The following is a 20,524-nucleotide window of genomic DNA, read 5'->3' as shown; positions in this document are numbered from 1 at the left end:
GGGCGGTTGCCGTTAAGCGCAAGGTGCTCCTGCCTGCGCAGGAGCACGTGGTCGTGTCACCGGCAGGTTTCGCTGCGGATTTTCTTCCGGTCGCAGGGGATGACATGGCAGGGGGCGTTCTTGTCGTCCGGGGTGGCGGGCTTGCGCTGCCAGGGGGGCGTCCAGCCCGGCGGCGCGGAGCCGCAATACCAGCGGTTCGGCATGGCGGCGGCGGGCGCATGGACTGTCGTCAGCGGGATGACGGCCAGCAGGGCCAGCGCGCTAGACCGCATGGCTGAAGCGCTTTTCCGCCGGTTCCAGCCAGGCGTCGAAGCAGGCGGCGATGCTGCGCGCATAGGGCAGCGCGTCCCGCGTCAGCGCCACCCGGCCTTCGCTGACGCGGACAAGGCCCAGTTCCTCGAAGCGGCTGAAATCGGGCATGGGATGAGCGGTGCCGACATGCGCCTCGCCCTGGCAGAGCAGGGCCTCGATGATGCGGCCGCGGCGGCGGTCCTCCGGCGTGCGCGGCGTGCCGCGGGTGGCGGATAATCGGCCCGCATCGGCCAGTTCGCGCCAGGGACCGGCCTGTTTCTCATTCTGGACGATGAGGTCGGGGAATTGGCTGATCGCGCTGGCGCCCAGACCCAGCAATATCTCCGCCGGGTCGTCGGTGAAGCCCTGGAAATTGCGGCGCAGCGTGCCTAGGCGGGCGGCGCGGGCCATGCCGTCTTCGGGCAGGGCGAAATGGTCGAAGCCGATGGGTACATAGCCCGCGCCGGTCAGCGTCCCATGGCCCTGCGCCGCCATGGCGAAGCGGGTGGCGAGATCGGGCAGGTCGCTGGCGTCGATGCGGCGCTGGCGGGGCAGCAGCCGGGGCATATGGGCATAGCCGAACAGGGCGATGCGGGCGGGCCGCAGGGCGATGGCGGCCTCCAGCGTGGCGGCGAGGTCATCCGGCGTCTGGCCGGGCAGGCCGTACATCAGGTCGAAACCCGTCGCGATGCCGGCGGCGCGAAGCCGGTCGACGGCGCGCTCCACCATGTCGAGCGGCTGGATGCGGCCGATCCGCGCCTGGACATGCGGGGTGAAGGTCTGGACGCCGAGGTTCGCCCGGTCGACGCCCATGGCGGCCATGGTCGCGATCCATGGCCCATCGAGGCGGCGGGGATCGAGTTCGACCGACAGTTCGGCATGATGCGCATCGAAGCAGAGCAGCAGTTGCTGGAGCAGCCGGACGAAATCGACCAGCGGCAGGCTGTTGGGGCTGCCGCCGCCGAAGGCGATGCGCTGCACCCGGCCCTTGCCGTTCAGCCGGGCGGCGACGGTCGCAATCTCCCGCTCCAGCGATTCGACATAGGCGGTGAGGCGCTGGACGCGGTTCGCCGCGCCCGTGTTGCAGCCGCAATACCAGCATATGTCGTGGCAATAGGGGATGTGGACGTAGAGGGAGAGCGGGTCGTTCCTTTCCACCCCGTCCAGCCGGGCGGCAAGCTCCGCCGCGCCGACATCGCCGTTGAACTGCGCGGCGGTGGGATAGCTGGTGTAGCGCGGCACGGGCCGGGCGAGCAGGTCGGGATGGTAGGTCCACATCATTTCCACTCAGGAACGCGCCGAATATCTGCCAAAAGCCACGGATTTCCGCAGCATTCGGCTTGTTGCCGCGCTCTGTTCGCCAGCGCAGGGGATTTCGCGGCACGATGCGCGATGAACATGGCGATAGCTCCGTCGAAGAGATGTCTGACGCTTCAGCTGGTGTCGGTCACAAGCGTTGAAAGCCATGTAGCCGAATGATCGCCAGCGCGTCTTGATGTGCCTCAAAATCAACGGCGATACTCTGGGAAGCCTTCGTTTATGGATGGTGCGCGGCGGTCGGCATCACGCAGGGCAGGGACGTAGGTCCTACCTGACTATCGATCGGCGAATTCCACGGCAAAGGTGGACGGTGAAGTTGCGGCGCATGATCTGGAAAAAAAAGGGCGGAACGGCCATCGCCGTCCCGCCCGATCCGCCGGGGGCATTGGAGGGGTAGGGCGGCGTGCAGTCCGCCCCGCCCCCGGAAGGGTGGCGTCAATATTTCACGCGGACGCTCGCACCGTAGAACTTGTCATCGATGCGGATGTCGTGCGGGAAGGCCGGCGAGTCGAAATAGCTGTAATATTTGCCGCCGTTCACATTCACGCCGTCCACCGTCACGGTGATGTTCGGCGTCACGTCATAGCCGACCGAGAAGTCGAGGCGGCCATTGGATTTGACCTTGTTGAACTGGCTGTCGTAATCCGGGCTGGTAAGGGTGCCGGCGCCGAACAGCGACTCGTTGTAACCCGAGCGCCATGTATAGACGACGCGCGCGGTGATGCCGTACTTCTCGTAGAGCGCACCGGCGGTGTAGCTATATTTGGAGACGCCGAGCAGTTCCTTGCCTTCCAGCGGATCGCCGGGGGTCGTCACCTCGCTGTCAGCGAGGGTGAAGGTGCCCATCACGCCCAGGCCATCGAAACCTTCCGGCAGGAAGTCGAAGAAGGCCTGGCCCGCGACTTCGATGCCCTTGAGCTTGGAGGACCCGAGGTTGCGCGGTTGGGTGATCAGGTAGGTCTGGCCGTTGATGACCTGCACCGAGTTGGAGGGCGCGACGCGATCCTTCAGCTTGCGGTAATAGCCGGCGACCGAGACATAGCTTGACCGGCCGAAATAATATTCGGCGGTGACGTCGAAATTGTCGGACATCTGCGCCTTGAGGTCCGGGTTGCCGCCCGAACCGGCCAGCCTGACGTTCGGGTTGCCACCGGGAGCCGCCAGCGACAGGCCGGGGTTGAGGTCGCCAAAGGTCGGCCGCGCGACGGTCTTGGCGTAGCTCGCGCGGAACTGCAGGTTCGGCGTGGCGCGGAAGCGGATGCTGGCGTTCGGAAGGGCGTAGAAGTCACGGGTGCCCCGGCTGATCGGATTGAACAGGTCGGTATTGTTCGGACCCGCGCCGATCACGCGCGAGGTGCCGTCCAGCGTGCGCTTGGTGTCGACCAGGCGAACGCCGACCAGGCCGTCGATCAACGAGGACCCGCCGAGGTCGATCTGATACTTGCCCTGAATGTAGGCCGCCCAGGTCTTCTCGGCCGCTTCATAGTTGCGCGTGGGGTCCCAGGCGGGATCGCCGGCGGGGGCGCCATAGAGTGCGCGCAGGTCATCCGTGTTGCTGAGCAGATAGTCCGGGTTCGGCGTGTACCAGTGGGCCCCGTTGTTGATGTACGGGATCGAGTCCGGCGAAAGCACCATGAAGTCCGACGGCAGGCCCACCGAGGAGACCAGCGTGGCGCGGTTCGCCCCAGGGAAGTTCGGACCGCCCGCAACCGCGCGGAACGTTCCGGTGCGGTCGGAATAGCGCAGGCCGACCTGGAACTGGCGCAGGAAATTGCTTTCGATGTCGAAGGCCGAGTCGAGCTTGAACGCATATTGGCGGCTGTTCGACTTGCTCAGATCCTGGAACAGCGAGTTCGCGAAGACGAAGCCGTCGGGATTGCCGAGCGGATCGCCCTGCATGACGGTGGTGCCGTGGCCGCCGTCATTGACGATGATGTCCACCGACGCGCCATGCTTGGCGGTGTCGACGATGATCGTGCGGTTCGCGTTCTTCGACTGGATGTAGCTGCCGTCGAAGACCAGATGCACCGTGTCGCTGTCCCATTTGAGACCGCCGCCGAACACATATTGGTCGGTGCGCTGCTTCTTCGCCTGGGTGCTGGTGAGCACGTCCACGCCGTTGAACGTGGCCGACTTGCCAATGCAAAGATTTTCGATCCGGTTATTGGGATTGTCTGCATCGGTCGTCGGAAAGCCTCCGGCATCGACCAGCCCGGAAAAGCAATCATTGCCTGCGACCGCATTGGTGATCGAACTGCCCGCAAACAGGTCCGAGAAGATGAAGTTCGTCGCGAAGGTCGAGCGATAGCCGGTGTAGAGGCCATCGAGATAGAATTGCAGTTCCGGCGTGATCTGCCACTGGAAGGCGGCGTTGACCTGCGGGCGGGTGTTGTGGCCGGTATCGGTCAGGCCGCCGACGCAGGTGGGCAGGACGATGTTCGCGGCGCCCGCCGGGCCATGGTTGCTCGACCGCGGATCGCAGTTGAAGGAGATCGGGCGGCTGAAATTGTTGCGCCCATAGGAAACGTCGACCAGCAGGCCCATTTCGCCGTCGCCCGCATCCCAGCGGTTCGAGACGAGAAGACCGCCGGTATAGCTGGTCTCGCCGGAAATGTCGCCGCGATAGACGCGGCCGTTGGCGGCGACCGTGAAGCCCTTGCTGAAATTGAAGGGCTTCTGCAGCTTCATGTCGATGACGCCCGCGACGCCGCCTTCGATCAGATTGGCGGAGTTCGACTTGTAGACGTCGATGCCGCCGATCGCTTCGGCGGGCAGGTCCTGGAACGAGAAGCCACGGCCGACGCCGGTGAAGATCTCCCGCCCGTCCAGCGTGGTCAATATGTCCCCGATGCCGCGAATGATCGGATTCTGGATTTCGTTGTTGAAGCCGTTCTGCACCTGCACGCCCGCGATGCGCTGAAGCGCGGAGGCGACCGAGGTGTCGGGCAGCTTGCCGATGTCCTCCGCCACGATCGAGTCGACGACGAGGTCGGAATTCCTCTTCACATTGCGCGCGGCTTCAAGGCTGGCGCGTTGGCCGGTGACGATGATGTCGGCGCTATCGTCGGCCGGCGCGGCCGCGTCCTGCGCATGGGCCGGTATGCCGGCGAAGATCGCCAGTGCGGAAGACGTCCAGATAAGTGAGCGGGCGATACGGTTCATGGTCCTCCCCTTCGAACAGCAGCTCGGCCCTGTGTTGGGCCTTGGTGGGGCTCATAACCCTCGCGGTCTGATCGGACAAGACATATTTGTAGGATAAATAGGTTGCCTGTATGAAAAGCCGATGGTAGCGGCATCCTTAACATTCCCGAGAGATGCTGCTTTGCGTGGCGAGCGGCCGAATCGGGTAAAATGGATGGGAGGCGAACATTTCTTCTGCTGATGAGGGCAAGATCGAACCGGCCCTGAAGCTGCGCTCCCGCGCATGGTTCGATGATCCCAGCCATCCTGACATGACGGCGCTCTATCTGGAGCGCTATCTGAACTACGGCCTCTCGATCGAGGAGATGCAGTCGGGCCGACCGATCATCGGCATCGCCCAGTCGGGCAGCGATCTGGTGCCGTGCAACCGCCATCATCTGGTCCTTGCGGAACGGATCAAGGCGGGCATCCGGGACGCGGGCGGCATTCCCATCGAATTTCCCAGCCATCCGCTGCAGGAAACCGGCAAGCGGCCGACGGCGGGCCTTGACCGCAACCTGGCCTATATCAGCCTGGTCGAGCTGCTCTACGGCTATCCGCTGGACGGCGTGGTGCTGACCATCGGCTGCGACAAGACCACGCCCTCCGCGCTGATGGCGGCGGCGACGGTGAACATTCCCGCGATCGCGCTGTCGGTCGGTCCGATGCTCAACGGCTGGCATGAGGGGAAGCGCACCGGCGCAGGCACCATCATCTGGAAAGCGCGCGAGATGCTGGCGAAGGGGGAGCTGGACTATCAGGGCTTCCTGAAGCTGGTCGCTTCGGGTTCGCCATCGACCGGCTATTGCAACACCATGGGCACGGCGACGACGATGAACTCGCTGGCCGAAGCGCTGGGCATGTCGCTGCCCGGATCGGCGGCGATCCCCGCGCCCTATCGCGACCGGCAGGAATGCGCCTGGGAGACTGGGCGCGCCATTGTCGAGATGGTGAAGGCCGACCGCAAGCCCTCCGACATCCTCACCCGCCCGGCTTTCCTCAATGCGATCCGGGTGAATTCGGCCATTGGCGGGTCGACCAACGCGCCGATCCACCTCAACGCCATCGCCCGCCATGTCGGCGTCGAACTGACGCTGGAGGATTGGGAGGAGCAGGGGGCGGACGTGCCGCTGCTGGTCAATCTCCAGCCTGCCGGCGAATATCTGGGCGAGGATTATTACCGGGCGGGCGGCGTGCCCGCCGTGATGGGCGAATTGTTCAAGGCGGGCCTGATCGACGGCGAGGCGCTCACCGCCAATGGCCGCACCGTCGCGGAGAATCTGGCGGGCGCGAAAATCCATGACGAGGATGTGATCCGGCCGTTCGGGCGCCCGCTGAAGCAGGCGGCCGGGCTGACCGTGCTCAGCGGCAATCTGTTCGAGGGCGCCGTGATGAAGCTGTCGGTGATCTCCGAGGAGTTCCGCAGCCGCTATCTCTCCGATCCCGAGCATCCCGACAGGTTCGAAGGCCGCGTCGTCGTGTTCGACGGGCCGGAGGATTATCACCGGCGCATCGACGACCCGGACCTTGGCATCGACGAAAATTGCATCCTCGTCATTCGCGGCGCAGGGCCGGTCGGCTATCCGGGCGGCGCCGAAGTGGTGAACATGCGCCCGCCCACAGCGCTGATCCGCGCCGGAATCCACGCCTTGCCCTGCATCGGCGACGGGCGGCAGTCCGGCACGTCGGGCAGCCCCTCCATCCTCAACGCCTCGCCGGAGGCGGCGGTGGGCGGGGGCCTCGCGCTGCTGCGCACGGGGGATCGGGTGCGCATCGACCTCAAGAACCGCAGCGCGGACATGCTGGTCGATGATGCGGAGATCGCCCGCCGGCGGGAGGAACTTGCGGAGATCGAACGCGCCGTCACGCCCGAATCGCAGACGCCCTGGCAGGAAATCCAGCGCAGCCTGGTGGGCCAGTTCGCGACCGGCGCGATCCTGGAAGGTTCCGAAAAATATCAGCGCATCGCCCAGACGCGCGGATTGCCGAGGGACAGCCACTGATGGACCCCGTGCGCGTCATCGCCCGCGACCGCGTGGATATTCTGGGCGAGGGGCTGTTCTGGTCGGTCCGCGACGGCGCGCTGCTGTGGACGGATATATTGGGCAAGCGGATCAACCGCCTGACGCCGGCCACGGGGCAGGTCGAGAGCTGGGAAGCGCCGGACGTCGTCGGCTGGATCATCGGGCGGGCCAGCGGCGGCTTCGTGGCCGGGATCGGCCGTTCGGTCGCCAGCGTGTCGCTCGATCCCTTTTCCTGCGAGACGCTGGCGACGATCCCCGGCGAGCCGGAGGCCAATCGCGTCAACGACGCCGCCGCCGATGCGCAGGGCCGCCTTTGGCTGGGCACCATGCCCTTCGCCTGCGATGGGCCGACAGGGGCTTTCCACCGCTTCGCGAAGGGTTCGTTCACTCGCGCCGACGCCGCGCCCTATACGATTCCCAACGGTCCCGCGATCGATCCCGAAGGGCGCTTCCTGCTGCATACGGACAGCGCGATGGGCGTGATCTTCCGCTATCCGCTGGAGGATGGCCTGCTTGGCAAGCGCGAACCGTTCATCAGCTTCGAGGCGGGCTGGGGCGCGCCGGACGGGATGACCTTCGATGCCGAAGGGTATCTCTGGGTCGCGTGCTGGGGCGCCTCCTGCGTCACCCGCTTCGCGCCGGACGGCACGCCGGTCCGTCGCATCGCGCTGCCCGCGAGCCAGATCAGCAATTGCGTGTTCGGCGGCCCGGACCTCGACCGGATCTATGTCACGAGCGCCGCCGATGGCGTCGAGGAAGCGCAGGGCGGCGCGCTGTTCGAGATCGATCCGGGTTGCCGCGGGCTGGCCCCGTTCCTGTATCAAGACTGAAGTTTCGAGAGGAGAGACGATGCTGAGGACCATGACCGCCGTCGCCCTGCTGGGCGCGGTGTCGACTTCCGCTTTGGCGGCCGAGGCCCGGCGCGAGACCTTCGGCCGGATGCCGGACGGCACGGCGGTGGAGGCGGTGACGCTCACCAACGCCAAGGGCATGTCGGTGCGCGTGATGACGCTGGGCGCGTCGATCCAGTCGGTGATGATGCCGGGCCGCGACGGCAAGGCCGTGGACATCGCGGTCGGCTATGACAGCCTGGAAGGCTATGCGAAGGACGGCCAGTTCTTCGGCGCGACGGTGGGCCGGGTCGCCAACCGCATCGCCAAGGGCCGATTCAGCCTCGACGGCAAGGCCTATGCAGTGCCCGTCAACAACGGTCCCAATTCGTTGCATGGCGGGACGAAGGGCTTCGACAAGGTCGTCTGGACCATCCGCGAGGTGAAGCAGGGCCGGAAATCCGGCGGATCGGCCAGCGTCACCATGCGTTATGTCAGCCCCGACGGCGATCAGGGCTATCCCGGCACGCTGACCACCGACGCGACCTATGCGCTGGATGAGCAGGGCAATCTGACGATCAGCTATACCGCGACCACGGACAAGCCGACCGTGGTGAATATCTCCAATCATGCCTATTGGAACCTCGCAGGGCCGGGCCGCACGGCGATGGACCATGTGCTGACCATTCCGGCGGATCGCTTCACGCCCACCGACGCGACCTCCATTCCGCTTGGCCAGCACCGCAGCGTCGCGGGCACCGTGTTCGATTTCCGCCAGCCCACCCCGGTCGGCGCGCGCGTGCGCGAAGGCGGCGACGAGCAGATCCGCTACGGGCGCGGTTATGACCATAATTGGGTGGTCGGAAACGCCGTCACCAAAGACCAGCATCTGATGGCCCGCGTCACCGAACCGGCGTCCGGCCGCGGCTTCGAACTCTGGTCGAACCAGCCGGGCCTGCAATTTTATTCGGGCAATTTCATGGACGGCACGATCGTCGGCAAGGGCGGGCAGATCTACCGCGAGGGCGACTCGCTGGTGTTCGAGCCGCAGCTTTTCCCGGATAGCCCGAACCAGCCGCAATTCCCGTCGGTCCGCCTCGATCCGGGCAAGACCTACCGGAATGTCATGACCTACAAATTCTTCGTCGCACAATAGAGGGGACTGTTCGTGAAAGCTCTCACCACCTGCCTGCTGGCCTCCGTCGCCGCGCTGACCGCCATGCCCGCCGATGCGCGCCCGCAATGGACGCCTGTGGAAGCCAAGGCGTGGTATGCCAAGCAGCCCTGGCTGGTCGGTTCCAACTATGCGCCCGCCAACGCCATCAACCAGCTTGAGATGTGGCAGGCGGAGACATGGGACCCGGCGCGCATCGATCACGAACTGGGCCTTGCGGAGGGCATCGGCATGAACACGATGCGCGTGTTCCTGCACGATCAGCTCTGGCAGCAGGATGCCGAGGGTTTCAGGAAGCGCATCGACCAGTTTCTGACGATCGCGGCGAAGCACAGGATCAAGCCGCTGTTCGTGCTGTTCGACAGTTGCTGGGACCCCAATCCGGTGCTGGGGCCGCAGCGCCCGCCCATCCCCGGCGTCCATAATTCCGGCTGGGTCCAGAGCCCGGGCCTGCCCGCGCTGCGCGACCCCGCGCAGGAACCGCGCCTGAAGGCCTATGTGCAGGGCGTCGTCGGCGCCTTCGCCAAGGACGACCGCGTGCTTGGCTGGGATCTGTGGAACGAGCCCGACAATGGCGCCGACCAGTATAAGGGCCAGGAAGGCAAGCAGCCCCTGGTCCTGGCCCTGCTCACCAAAGTCTATGGCTGGGCGCGCGACGTGGACCCGACGCAGCCGCTCACCTCGGGCGTGTGGCAGCATGACGACTGGAAGACCGAAAGCGCGCTGACGCCGATGGAGAAGCTGCAACTCAGCCAGTCGGACGTGATCTCCTTCCACGACTATAACTGGCCGGAGAAATTCCAGGACCGCGTGAACCAGCTCAAGGTCTATGGCCGCCCGATCCTGTGCACCGAATATATGGCGCGGGGCAATGGCTCGACCTTCGACGGATCGCTGCCGATCGGCAAGCGCGAGAATGTGGCGATGATGAACTGGGGCTTCGTCGACGGCAGGACGCAGACCCGCCTGCCCTGGGATAGCTGGAAAAAACCCTATACGCAGGATGAGCCGACCATCTGGTTCCATGAGGTCTTCCGCAACGACGGCACGCCCTATCGCCAGGCCGAAACCGACCTGATACGTTCGCTGGCCAAGGCGCCCAAGGGCGTGGTGCCCGCGAAGAAATAAGCCGGTCAGCCGGTTCGAGGAGAGAGCTGCATGCGCACCGTCCCGCTATTGACCGCTCTCTGCGGTGTTGCGCTGTCCGTTCCCGCCCATGCCGCGTCGGTGTGGGCAGGGGCATGGGGCTATGCTCCGGCCGACAGCGATGCCCGCGAGCCCGAACAGCCGCCCGGCACCTATCGGTACCGGGTAAGGCTGACGCAGGCCGGCGACGCCTTGCAGCTCAGTTTCAGCAATGCGGAAGGGGACAGGCCGCTGGCGATCGCGACGGTCGGCATTGCCGATCCTTCGGCCGCCACCGGCACGGAGATCGGCGCCAATCCGCTCCGTCCGCTCACTTTCTCAGGCCAGTCGGGGATCGCGCTGCCCGAAGGACATACGGTCGTCAGCGATCCGCTGGCCGCGCCGTTCCGTGTCGGGCAGGACGTGATCGTCAGCGTCACCTTCACGACGCCGACGCGGCCGGCGCGCACCAATCTGGGGCTGGAGATGGCGTTCGCGCCCGCCGGGGCCGAGCCGCTATTCACGCCGATCAAGGTGCGATCCTATCTCTCGCTCGCGTCGGTGCGGGCAAAGCGGGCGCCCTGCACCGTGGTCGCCTTCGGGGATTCGATCACCGACGGCTTCCTTGGCCTTTCGCCGCAGACCCGCGGCTGGCCGGGCCGTCTGGCCGAGCGTCTGGCGGCGCTGCCCTCTGCCCGGCGCTGCGGCGTCGTCAACATGGGCATCAGCGGCAACCGCGTGCTGCGCCGGGGCCGGGCGACGTCCGCGCTCGACCGCTTCTGGCGCGACGTGGCGAGCGTGCCCAACGTTACCCATGTGATCTTCCTGGAGGGCATAAACGACATCGGCGCGGGCAAGGACAGCGGTCCGGAGGCGACGGCGCCCGACCAGCTCGTCCAGGGCTATCGCCAGTTCGTGGCGCGGGCCCATGCGCTGGGGATCAGGGTGATCGGCGGGACCATGACGCCCGCGCTCCATGCGGGCTATATGTCGCCCGCCAAGGAGCGGACGCGGCAGGCGGTGAACGCCGCGATCCGGACCGGGGCGATTTTCGACGATGTCGTCGATTTCGACGCAGCGGTGCGCGATCCGGCCTCGCCCGCCGACCTGCGGCCCGACTATGATCCGGGCGACCACCTCCACCCCAATGACGCGGGTCTGCGCGCCATGGGGGATGCGGTGGATCTTTCGGCGCTCCGCCCGGCAAACTGATCCGGGCGGAGAATCCGCAGCTTCTTCACGGCTTTGGGGCTGCCACAGCCTCGCCCGCGCGCGAGGGCACAGGGAAGATCGGCATCCCGTCCCTGCTCCATTCCATGCGCTGCACGCGGGGGGAGCGGGCGGCGGTGCATTTCCGGTCCGCCCCGTCATTGGCGTGATAGACGATCCATGTCTGCCTGCCGCCATCGGTCGTGAAGAAGCCGTTATGGCCGGTCGCATAGACATTGTTCTGCGGCGCCTTGGCCAGCACCGGGCGCGGCGCCTTGGTCCAGCTTGCCGGGTTCATGGGATCGCTGCCGGGCCGGGCGTGAAGCAGGCCGAGCGCATAATCGTCCGACCAGCAGGCGCTGGCCGAATAGGTGAGGAACAGGTCGCCCTTGGGGCCGGGCAGAAATTCCGGGCCCTCCAATATCTGCCGCCCGCCCTGACGCTCGAACGGCTGGTCGGGGCGCGCGATCACCGTTTCGCCGGGGCCGAGCGTCCATGCATTGGTCATCGGCGCGATGGCGAGCACGCTGTCCGGCCCGTCATAGGCCGAATAGACGAAATAGCGCTTGCCGCCATGCTCGAACACCGTGCCGTCCAGCCCGGTCATGCGCGTGTTGACGCGCCCGCGATCGATCCATTCGCCTTTCAGCGGATCGGCGTTGGCATTTTCCAGCACGAAGACGCCGCGATGGGCGTCGTCATCATGCCCGGCCTCCGCGGCGGTGTAATAGACATACCATTTGCCGTCGAGCCGGTGCAGTTCCGGCGCCCAGATCGAGATCGCATTGGGGCCGCTGGCGGGCGGGGTCCAGATCACATGCTCGGGCGCGTCGGCCAGTTTCGCGAGATCGTCGGTCTGGCGGATGGCGATGCGGTCGCCCTTGGTCCCGAGGAAATAGAAGGTCGCGCCATGATGGACGATCCACGGGTCAGGCCCGCTCGATAGCAGCGGATTGGCGAGCGTCGGGGCGGCCTGCTGCGTGCTGGCGGTGGCGCAGCCGCCAAGCGCCAGCAGGGCGGCCAGAGTCAGGGGAGCCAGAGTCAGGGGAGCGAAGGCGCGGATCATGAGCGGCCCTCCAGTCCGGCCCAGCCTTGCGCGAAGGCGCGGGCGCTGGCGGCGATCTCTTCCGTGGTGGCGCCTATGCGGTACAGCGCCGATCCCAGCCCGAAACCGTCCGCGCCTGCCTGACGCCAGGGTTCCATATTGGTGGGGGTGATGCCGCCGACCACCAGCAGCGGCACCTCTTTGGGCAGCACCGCCCGCTGCGCCTTGACCACGGCGGGGGTCGCCGCCTCCGCCGGGAACAGCTTGAGCCCGCTCGCGCCCGCCGCCAGCGCGGCAAAGGCTTCGCTGGGCGTGAAATAGCCGGGCAGCGAGACCATGCCGCGCTTGGCGGTTTCGGCAATGACGGCGATGTCGGTGTTGGGCGAAACCACCATCGCGCCGCCCGCATCCTGCACCTGCGCCACCTGATCGACGGTCAGCACCGTGCCCGCGCCGACGATGGCGGCATCCCCGACGCGGCGCGCCAGCCTTTCGATGCTGAGCAGCGGATCGGGCGAATTGAGCGGAACCTCTATCAGGCGGAAGCCCGCCTCGACCAGCGCGTCGGCGGCGGCCTCCACCTCATCGGGGCGGATGCCGCGCAGGATGGCGACCAGTGGGAGTTGCGAGAAGGCGTCGGAAAAATCGATCATGCTTTGATGTCCCAGATGCGGGTGATGCCGGCGACGAAGGAAGCGTGGCTGTCGACGACGACAGCCTGTCCTCCGGCGATGGCGATGGCGGCGGAATAAAGTCGCGCAAGCAGGCCGTCAGCCAGCAGATGGACCTGCTGCCCCGGCAGCGTGATCCGTGCCCGGCAGTCGCTGCCGATCAGCAGGCCGCTGACATAGGCGGCCGCCGCGCCGGGCGCGCGTCTGCCCAGCACCGCCGCGGCGCGCACGCCGAAAAGGGCGGAAAGCAGGTCCCGGTCGGCGCTGGCTTCGACGCCCTTGCGGAAATCCGCATCCGCCTCGACCTCGCCGGTCATTTCGCTGCCGATCAGCGCATGACCCTTGAGCAGCGCGAACATCTCGCCGGTCATGGCGGTGATGAAGTCGGCAAGCGCGCCGTCCTTCATGAGCGCCCATTTGGCATGGGTGCCCGGCTGGCACAGCAGCGCGTCGCCGGGGGCCAGCCCCGCCGCAACCGCGCCCAGAAGCTGCACTTCCTCGCCGCGCATGACGTCCTGCCGCTCGTCGCCGTCGCGGCAGACGCCCGGCACGATCGCGACGCCCTCTTCGGGCGAGACAAGGCGCGCCGCAAGGTCCGCGAGCGAGGCAGGAGCCAGCACATAGCCTGCATCATGCCATCCCCGGTTGGAGCCGACCATGCCCGCGAGTAGCATCGGCAGCCCGCCATGGCGCTCGCGCAGCCCCGCCACGGCGGCGGGAAAGCCGCCCGGCGGAACCGAGAGGATGCCCATATCGTCGCGCTCGGTGGCGACGACCTCGCCGCCCTCGATCAGATAGGCGCGGCGGTTGGTCGTGCCCCAATCGACCGCGATGAACGCCGCGCCGCTCACCAGAACACCGCGTAAAGGACGCAGAGCACCAGAATCACCGCGATCGCTCCTGCATTGAACCCGGTCGAGGTGGCGTAGCGCACGTCGCCGGTCGCTATGCTGTCCTTGTCGCGCCGCGCCGGGGTGACGAGGGAGACGGCGACCGCCAGCGCCAGCGCCGCGAGGAAGACCAGGCCCATGCGGTCGAGGAAGGGGACGCCCGGCGCCCAGAGCTTGAAGCCCCAGGACAGCGCCACCGATGCCACCGCCGCCGTGATCGCGCCCGGCTCGTTGGCGCGCCGCCAGAACAGGCCGAGCAGGAAGATCACGGTGATGCCCGGCGTGAAGAAGCCGGTGAATTCCTGGATGAACTGGAACGCCTGTTCGCTGGAGCCCACCAGTGGCCGGGCGGTGAGGATGGCGATGAGGATCGCGATCGCGGCGGCGACGCGGCCCACCAGCACCAGATGGCGTTCCCGCCTTTCGCTGGGTTCCTCCATCCTGCGGAACTTTGCCCAGACGTCGAGGGTGAAGATGGTGGCGATCGAATTGATCTTCGACGCGGTGGACGCGATGATCGCCGCCACCAGCGCCGCGAAGACGAGGCCGAGCAGGCCCGGCGGCAGCAGCCGCATCATCGTCGGATAGGCTTCGTCCGGCTTGGCGAGGTCGGGCGCCAGGACGACGGCGGCGATGCCCGGCAGCACGATGATGATCGGCATGATGAGCTTCAGGAAGGCCGCGAACAGCATGCCGCGCTGCGCCTCGTCCACCGATTTCGCCGCCAGGGCGCGCTGGATGATATATTGGTTGAAGCCCCAATAGCTGAGGTTCGCGATCCACATGCCGCCGACCAGCACCGAAAGGCCGGGCAGGTCCATATAATGCGGGTCGCCTTTCTGGAGGATCATGTGGAAATGGTCGGGCGCGCGTTCGACCAGGCGCGAGAAACCGGCGATGACGCCTGCGCCCCCGCCGATCTCCCCCAGTGTCAGCACGGCGATGACGAGGCCGCCCAGAACCAGCAGCGTCACCTGCACGATGTCGGTCAGCGCCACCGCCTTCAGCCCGCCGCGAAGCTGGTAGAGCAAGGCGAAGACGCCGAGCGCGACCAGCGCCACGTCCTGGTTGACGCCCGCCACCTTCATCACCGCGACCGATCCGAGCCAGATGATGCTGGTCAGGTTCACGAAGACGTAGAGGACCAGCCAGAATATCGCCATCAGCGTCCGGATGCCGTTGCCGTAGCGCCGTTCCAGGAATTGCGGCATGGTGTAGATCTCGTTGCGCAGGAAGATCGGCAGGAAGAATTTGCCGACGATCAGCAGCGTCGCCGCCGCCATCCATTCATAGGAAGCGATGGCGAGGCCGATGGCATAGCCCGAACCGGACATGCCGACGATCTGCTCCGCCGAGATGTTCGCCGCGATCAGCGAGGCGCCGATGGCCCACCAGGGCAGGTTCTTCGACGCCAGGAAATAGTCGGTCGAATTTTTCGGCCCGGCCCCCGCCTTGTCGCGGCTGACCCATTGCGCGAGGCCGAATATGCCGATTGCGTAGATCACGACCACGCTGATGTCGATCGTCGCCAGTCCCATCTCGTCTCCCCAATCTTCCAGCAACGGACGTGCCGGTCGCATGGCCGCGAATCGCGTGATCCGGGCCTGCCGATCTGCTTCTTCATAAAACACATATTTATAATATCAATCTTGACAATATTTCGATGGAGAGGTCTATCTTCCGCCGAACAATCAAGGGAGACGGAAATTGGCTCGGGGCAAATCGCTTTTCGCGCTTGCTGCGGCATCGGCCGCCATCACGCTTTCATTCATGCAAATTCCCGCCGCAGCCCAGTCGAAACCGGTGCGCGCCGAGGTCGTGCCCGGCGCGCCTGAGACGCCCTATGTCGATCCGGACAAGGCCTATCTCTTCGCCCACATGACCAAGGAGCGCTATGGCGTGCTCTATTATTCGGTCAGCCGGGACGGGCTGCACTGGGAGCAGATCAACGGCGGCAGGCCGGTGTCGGAGGATTATCACGGCCACGCCTCGATCGCGCGCGGGGGCGACGGGCGCTATTATCTGGTCGGCAACAAGAGCGACGAAGACCCCTATATCCGCTTCTGGGTCTCCGACGATCTGGTCGGTTGGAAACCCTATGGCACCTATCGTCCCGACCTGTCGAACATCCCCGGCCTGCCGCACGCCATGCAGCGGATCGGCGCGCCCAAGCTGTTCTTCGACAAGCCGTCGGGACAGTTCCTGCTGACGTGGCACACCGCCACCGTCCCCGGCGTTCCCGAAGACCCGGAGCGTTATTGGGCGAGCCAGCGCACGCTCTACGTCCTCTCGCCCGATCTCAAGCGCTTCGCGAAGCCGCCGCGCCGCCTGTTCGACTGGGACATGGCGACGATCGACACCTTCATCCGGCCGGAGGCCGATGGCAGCGCCTATTGCGCTATCGTGAAGGATGAGCGCTATCCCAGCTACAACTGGACCACCGGCAAGACGGTGCGCATCTCCTGCGCCAAGGACCTGCTTGGTCCCTATCCGCCGCCGGGACCGCCGGTCAGCCCCAATTTCCGCGAAGCGCCGACCGTCATCCGCGCGCCGAACGGCGAGGATTGGCTGATGTACTATGAGCAATATGCGGGAACGAGCTATGGCCTGTCCAAGGCGCCGCGCCTGACGGGCCCCTGGTTCCAGGTCTCGGGCAATTCGGGCGTGCCGGAATGGAACCGCTTCGAGATGCCCGCCGGACTGCGCCACGGCTCCATGGTCGAGATCAGCAAGGAGCAATATGATAGGCTGGTGAAGGCGTTTCCGAACCGCAGGTGAGAGGCGGCCGTGCTCGTGCCGCGCTCACCTGCGGCACGATCCGGCCCATAGAGGTGCGCAAAGGGGCGTCCAATGCCTGTCGGAATTATCATATGAATTGACTTATCATATGAAAGGACCTTGCCTGGGCTGGAGCGGGCATTAACATGGATTGCCATGGCATCGGAGCGGGTAAGGACAAGGACAGCGTCTTGGCAGAGGCATCTCATCTCATCGTGGACGAACCGGCAGCGCAGCTTGGCCGCAATCTGACCTATGGCCTGCTGGACAGCATCGGCCGCGCCATCGTTACCGGCCGGTTCGACGATGTCGTCTTCCCCACCGAGGGGGAACTTGCCAAGCAGCATGGCGTCAGCCGCTCCGTCACGCGGGAAGCGGTCAAGATGCTCACCGCCAAGGGCCTGCTGAGCGCCCGCCCGCGTCAGGGCACGACCGTGCAGCCGACCTCCTCATGGAATCTGTTCGATACCGACGTGCTGCGCTGGATGCTGGAACGCCAGCTTTCGGTGAACCTGCTGCGCCAGTTCAACGAGCTGCGCGTGGCGGTGGAGCCGGAGGCGGCCGCCCTGGCCGCGCGAGTCGCGGGGGAGGACGATGTCAAGCGCATCGACGATGGACTGCAGCGTATGCAGGCGGCGGAAAACGGGCTGGATGACCCGCTGGAAGCGGATATCGCTTTTCATGTCGCCGTGCTCCGCGCGTCGAAAAACCCCTTCTACATCCAGTTGCGGGATGTGGTGAGTACCGCGTTGCGCACCTCGATCCGCTTCACCAATCGTATCAAGGGCCGCACCGCCGACGTCGTCGAGCATGCCAAGGTGCGCGATGCCATCGTCCTGCACGATCCCGACGGGGCGCGGATCGCCATGCGGCGGATCATTGGCGATGTGCTCCTCCTCATCGAGGATCGGTTGCCCTAGACCAGCGCCAATGGCCGGCCAGGCGTTCAGCCTGCATCCTGTCCAGACAAGAGGATTTACCGTGGAGCCTGTCCGATTGGGTCTCGTGGGCATCGGCAAGATCGCCAGGGACCAGCATCTGCCCGCCATCGCCGCCGACCGCCGCTTCCGCCTTGCCGCCACTGCCAGTCGTCAGGGCCGCGTGGAGGGGATCGACGGCTATCATGACATTGAGGATATGATCGGAGCCTGCCGACTGGACGCGGTTTCACTCTGCACGCCGCCGGATGGGCGCTACGCACAGGCGCTGACCGCCATGGAAGCCGGGCTGCATGTCATGCTGGAAAAGCCGCCGACAGTGACGCTTTCGCATATCGCGGCACTGACGCAGGCCGCGCACGGCGCAGGCGTGACGCTCTTTGCAACCTGGCACTCGCGCGAGGCGGCGGGTGTGGCTCCAGCGCGCGCGTGGCTTGCCGATAAACGCATTCTCGCCGTCCGGATCGACTGGCGCGAAGACATCCGCCGCTGGCATCCGGATCAGGAATGGATCCTCGGTTCGGGGGGCTTTGGCGTATTCGACCCCGGCATCAACGCCCTGTCGATTGCGACCGAGATCCTGCCGCACGAACTGCTGCTTGAGCAGGCCAGCTTGGATGTGCCGGCAGGACGCATGTCTCCCATCGCCGCCGAGCTCAGGATGCGCTGCGGCGATGCCGCAGTGCACGCAATATTCGACTTTCTCGAAACCGGCCCGCAGATTTGGTCCATAGAAGTCGATACCGACGCCGGCACCCTGCGCCTCGCCATGGGCGGCAGCATATTGCAACTTCCCGGCGAACCGGAGAGCATTGCGGCGGACCGGGAATATGCACGCCTCTACGCCCGGTTCGCGGAGTTGATCGCAGCGGGGCAAAGCGATGTGGATATAAGGCCGCTACGGCTTGTCTCCGACGCCTTCCTGATTGCGGAGCGGCGGATCACCGAAGCCTTCGCATTCTAATGGCTGCCTATCTATCGGGATTATCGTAAAGAGGTCTCTCGCATTTGGGGGGTGTGGTCTGGATAGCTGCCCCTGCGGACCTGAAGATCAAAAACGGTTCCTTGTATGGCGGAGATGGGTCGATTTAGGTCGCGTCAACCATCGGCTGTGGGACGATGCAGCGCAGGTCGCCGGCATGCCGGCGGGGGCCGGGGCTCGGGCGGGAGACCGGATCGCGCTCATGCTGCCGAGCGGACTCGACTTCATGCGCGCCTGGGCGGGTATAGGCCGGCTGGGGAATGCGGGCGGGACAGCGACCGCCTGCGTTGGCGATGTCACGGCCGATGACTTCGGCGAGCGCTTCGTCCGCACGGCTCTCGAGACGTTCGGTGGGCTCGACATCATCGTCAGCAATGCCGGCTACACGCGCGACGGCGTCATCCAGAAGCAGACGGACGAGCAGTTCCAGGCAATGCTCGACGTGCACGTTTCGGCCCCGTTTCGCATCCTGCGCGCAGCTGCCGAGCCTCTGCGAACGATGGCCCGAAAAGAAGCCGCCGAAGGCCGCGAGGTTATCCGCAAGGTCGTCAACATATCATCCATGGCCGGCACCCACGGCAATGCCGGACAGATCAACTACTCCGCGGCCAAATCCACCCTGCTGGGCATGACCAAGACTCTGTCCAAGGAATGGGGGCGCCTGAAAGTCTGCGTGAATTGCGTGGCCTTCGGCATCATCGACACGCGGTTGACGCAGCCCATTTCGGGGTCGGAGGCATCCATCCCGATCGGGGGGCAGCCCCTGCACACCGGTATTCCTTCCGCAGTACGGGACGCCCTGCTGGACAGCGTGCCGTTGGGACGGGCGGGGACGGCGCGGGAGGCCGCGGACAGCATCTACCTGCTGTGCGTTCCCGAGAGCGATTACATCAGCGGGCAGGTCCTGGTCGTCTCAGGTGGTCTCAGCTTGTAGAAATGCCTCGCATTTGCCTGATCCGGAGACCGGAATCTGTTCGGTGACGGGAGGCATGGCTGCTGTCGGCCCACTGCGAATGCGTTGTCACCGGATGCATGTCTGGCGTTCGACGCCATGCCTGAAACCTTGGCCGAACTGGCGGGCCGAGAGAGATCGGCCGACATGATCGACAGCACCGTCGTCCGGGCCATCACTGCGCCGTCGGCATAAGAAGGGACGCGAGCGACCGAGGCATTGAGGCAGGTCAAATTGCCGGTTGCGCAGGATCAATGCCGGGTCCGTTCGGGCGCGGCAGAAGGGCGGCACCGACAAACAGGGATGGAGATCAAGGACATGACCATCAAGACGATCCTGCTGGGGGCGGCTGCCGGCTGCGCCGTTCTGGCCGCGCCGGCGCAGGCGGCGCAGGGCGATGTGCTGGTGCGGCTGCGCGGCATCATGGTCGCGCCCAACGAGAAGAGCGGGAGCGTGCTGCCCGCCTTTCCGAGCGAGAAGGTGAAGGTCGACAACAGCGTGATGCCGGAAGTGGACGTCACCTATATGGCGACCGACCATATCGGTTTCGAGCTGATCGCCGCGACCACCAAGCATAGCGCGAGCGGGCGGACCGGCACGACCGGGGGCATCGGCAGGCTTGCGTCGACCTGGGTGCTGCCGCCGACGCTGACGGCGCAATATCATTTCCTGCCCGAAGGGAAGATCCGGCCCTATGTCGGGGCGGGGGTGAATTATACGCTATTCTATAATGAGAATGCGTCGAACGCGCTGGAGGGCGCTGTGGGCGCGACCAAGGTGCATATGTCCGACAGCTTCGGCTGGGCGGGGCAGGTCGGCGTCGACATCGACCTTAACGAGCGGGTGTTCCTGAATCTGGACCTCAAATATATCGACATCGATACGACGGCGCGGCTGTCGACTGCTGCTGCCGGGGTGCAGAAGGTGAAGCTGGAGCTTGATCCCTTTGTCTTCGGCGTGGGTGTGGGGATGAAGTTCTGATGGGAAGGGGTGGCGGCTTTTGGCCAATTCAGGACATTCCCCTCCCGTAAACGGGAGGGGTTAGGGGTGGGCGCGAGCGCAGCGAGCTTCCAGCTTAGCCGTTGAAAATTCACGCTGATGTCGCGCCAGCCCAC

At 65.7% G+C, this 20,524-nt stretch carries 17 protein-coding genes; 10 read left to right on the top strand and 7 right to left on the bottom strand.

Features of this window, described 5'->3' with window-relative positions; genetic code table 11:
• Positions 1–56: 56 nt before the first annotated feature.
• The 3 genes from K7W03_RS19770 to K7W03_RS19760 form a co-directional block, all read right to left on the bottom strand.
• Positions 57–272: a hypothetical protein gene (locus K7W03_RS19770; RefSeq protein WP_103000772.1), complete on the bottom strand. Its 216-nt coding sequence runs from the start codon at positions 270–272 to the stop codon at positions 57–59.
• Complete coding sequence (gene hemN / locus K7W03_RS19765) at positions 262–1,569, bottom strand: oxygen-independent coproporphyrinogen III oxidase (RefSeq protein ID WP_222887139.1); 1,308 nt, start codon at positions 1,567–1,569, stop codon at positions 262–264. Before hemN ends, K7W03_RS19770 begins: the two co-directional genes overlap by 11 nt.
• Before the next feature lie 477 nt (positions 1,570–2,046).
• Positions 2,047–4,773, bottom strand: a complete 2,727-nt coding sequence (locus tag K7W03_RS19760; RefSeq protein ID WP_044660972.1) for a TonB-dependent receptor — start codon at positions 4,771–4,773, stop codon at positions 2,047–2,049.
• A 230-nt stretch (positions 4,774–5,003) separates the two neighbouring features.
• Between K7W03_RS19760 and K7W03_RS19755 the strand changes: the two genes are divergently transcribed.
• The 5 genes from K7W03_RS19755 to K7W03_RS19735 all read left to right on the top strand — a co-directional run bounded on the left by K7W03_RS19755 (position 5,004) and on the right by K7W03_RS19735 (position 11,156).
• Positions 5,004–6,794, top strand: coding sequence for an IlvD/Edd family dehydratase (locus tag K7W03_RS19755; RefSeq protein WP_103000771.1), 1,791 nt, complete (start codon positions 5,004–5,006; stop codon positions 6,792–6,794).
• Positions 6,794–7,645 carry an SMP-30/gluconolactonase/LRE family protein gene (locus K7W03_RS19750; protein ID WP_065846592.1) on the top strand — a complete coding sequence of 284 codons (852 nt, stop codon included), beginning with the start codon at positions 6,794–6,796 and terminating at the stop codon, positions 7,643–7,645. Before K7W03_RS19755 ends, K7W03_RS19750 begins: the two co-directional genes overlap by 1 nt.
• Positions 7,646–7,664: 19 nt before the next feature.
• Positions 7,665–8,801, top strand: a complete 1,137-nt coding sequence (locus tag K7W03_RS19745) for an aldose epimerase family protein (protein ID WP_065846593.1) — start codon at positions 7,665–7,667, stop codon at positions 8,799–8,801.
• A 63-nt stretch (positions 8,802–8,864) separates the two neighbouring features.
• Positions 8,865–9,947 carry a cellulase family glycosylhydrolase gene (locus tag K7W03_RS19740; protein WP_065846637.1) on the top strand — a complete coding sequence of 361 codons (1,083 nt, stop codon included), beginning with the start codon at positions 8,865–8,867 and terminating at the stop codon, positions 9,945–9,947.
• A gap of 30 nt (positions 9,948–9,977) precedes the next feature.
• Entirely contained in the window at positions 9,978–11,156 is a 1,179-nt protein-coding gene (locus K7W03_RS19735; protein WP_222887137.1) for an SGNH/GDSL hydrolase family protein, read from the top strand.
• A gap of 25 nt (positions 11,157–11,181) precedes the next feature.
• On the opposite strand, the gene K7W03_RS19730 is transcribed toward K7W03_RS19735, so the two are convergent.
• The 4 genes from K7W03_RS19730 to K7W03_RS19715 are packed head-to-tail and all read right to left on the bottom strand — an operon-like array spanning position 11,182 to position 15,297.
• Positions 11,182–12,219 carry a family 43 glycosylhydrolase gene (locus K7W03_RS19730; RefSeq protein WP_065846595.1) on the bottom strand — a complete coding sequence of 346 codons (1,038 nt, stop codon included), beginning with the start codon at positions 12,217–12,219 and terminating at the stop codon, positions 11,182–11,184.
• A complete protein-coding gene (locus tag K7W03_RS19725; RefSeq protein ID WP_044660966.1) occupies positions 12,216–12,851 on the bottom strand; it encodes a 2-dehydro-3-deoxy-6-phosphogalactonate aldolase in 636 nt (211 codons plus the stop codon). Before K7W03_RS19725 ends, K7W03_RS19730 begins: the two co-directional genes overlap by 4 nt.
• Positions 12,848–13,720, bottom strand: coding sequence for a 2-dehydro-3-deoxygalactonokinase (locus tag K7W03_RS19720; protein WP_229742679.1), 873 nt, complete (start codon positions 13,718–13,720; stop codon positions 12,848–12,850). Before K7W03_RS19720 ends, K7W03_RS19725 begins: the two co-directional genes overlap by 4 nt.
• Positions 13,717–15,297: a sodium:solute symporter family transporter gene (locus K7W03_RS19715; protein ID WP_222887138.1), complete on the bottom strand. Its 1,581-nt coding sequence runs from the start codon at positions 15,295–15,297 to the stop codon at positions 13,717–13,719. Before K7W03_RS19715 ends, K7W03_RS19720 begins: the two co-directional genes overlap by 4 nt.
• Before the next feature lie 169 nt (positions 15,298–15,466).
• On the opposite strand from K7W03_RS19715, the gene K7W03_RS19710 reads away from it, so the two are divergent.
• The 5 genes from K7W03_RS19710 (at position 15,467) to K7W03_RS19690 (ending at position 20,390) form a co-directional block, all read left to right on the top strand.
• Positions 15,467–16,537, top strand: coding sequence for a family 43 glycosylhydrolase (locus tag K7W03_RS19710; RefSeq protein ID WP_226870332.1), 1,071 nt, complete (start codon positions 15,467–15,469; stop codon positions 16,535–16,537).
• A 191-nt stretch (positions 16,538–16,728) separates the two neighbouring features.
• Positions 16,729–17,457 (top strand): FadR/GntR family transcriptional regulator, encoded by a 729-nt coding sequence (locus K7W03_RS19705; RefSeq protein WP_226870331.1) that lies wholly within the window; start codon positions 16,729–16,731, stop codon positions 17,455–17,457.
• Between the two features lie 10 nt (positions 17,458–17,467).
• Positions 17,468–18,439, top strand: a complete 972-nt coding sequence (locus tag K7W03_RS19700) for a Gfo/Idh/MocA family protein (protein ID WP_137708671.1) — start codon at positions 17,468–17,470, stop codon at positions 18,437–18,439.
• Positions 18,440–18,614: 175 nt separating this feature from the next.
• Positions 18,615–19,391 (top strand): SDR family NAD(P)-dependent oxidoreductase, encoded by a 777-nt coding sequence (locus K7W03_RS19695; protein ID WP_044660964.1) that lies wholly within the window; start codon positions 18,615–18,617, stop codon positions 19,389–19,391.
• Between the two features lie 336 nt (positions 19,392–19,727).
• Positions 19,728–20,390, top strand: a complete 663-nt coding sequence (locus K7W03_RS19690; protein ID WP_222887136.1) for an OmpW/AlkL family protein — start codon at positions 19,728–19,730, stop codon at positions 20,388–20,390.
• Positions 20,391–20,524: the final 134 nt, after the last annotated feature.

The sequence above is a fragment of the Sphingobium sp. PNB genome (genome assembly GCF_019873065.1).
GTDB lineage: Bacteria > Pseudomonadota > Alphaproteobacteria > Sphingomonadales > Sphingomonadaceae > Sphingobium > Sphingobium fuliginis.
This window is presented reverse-complemented; position numbering and strand designations above follow the sequence as displayed.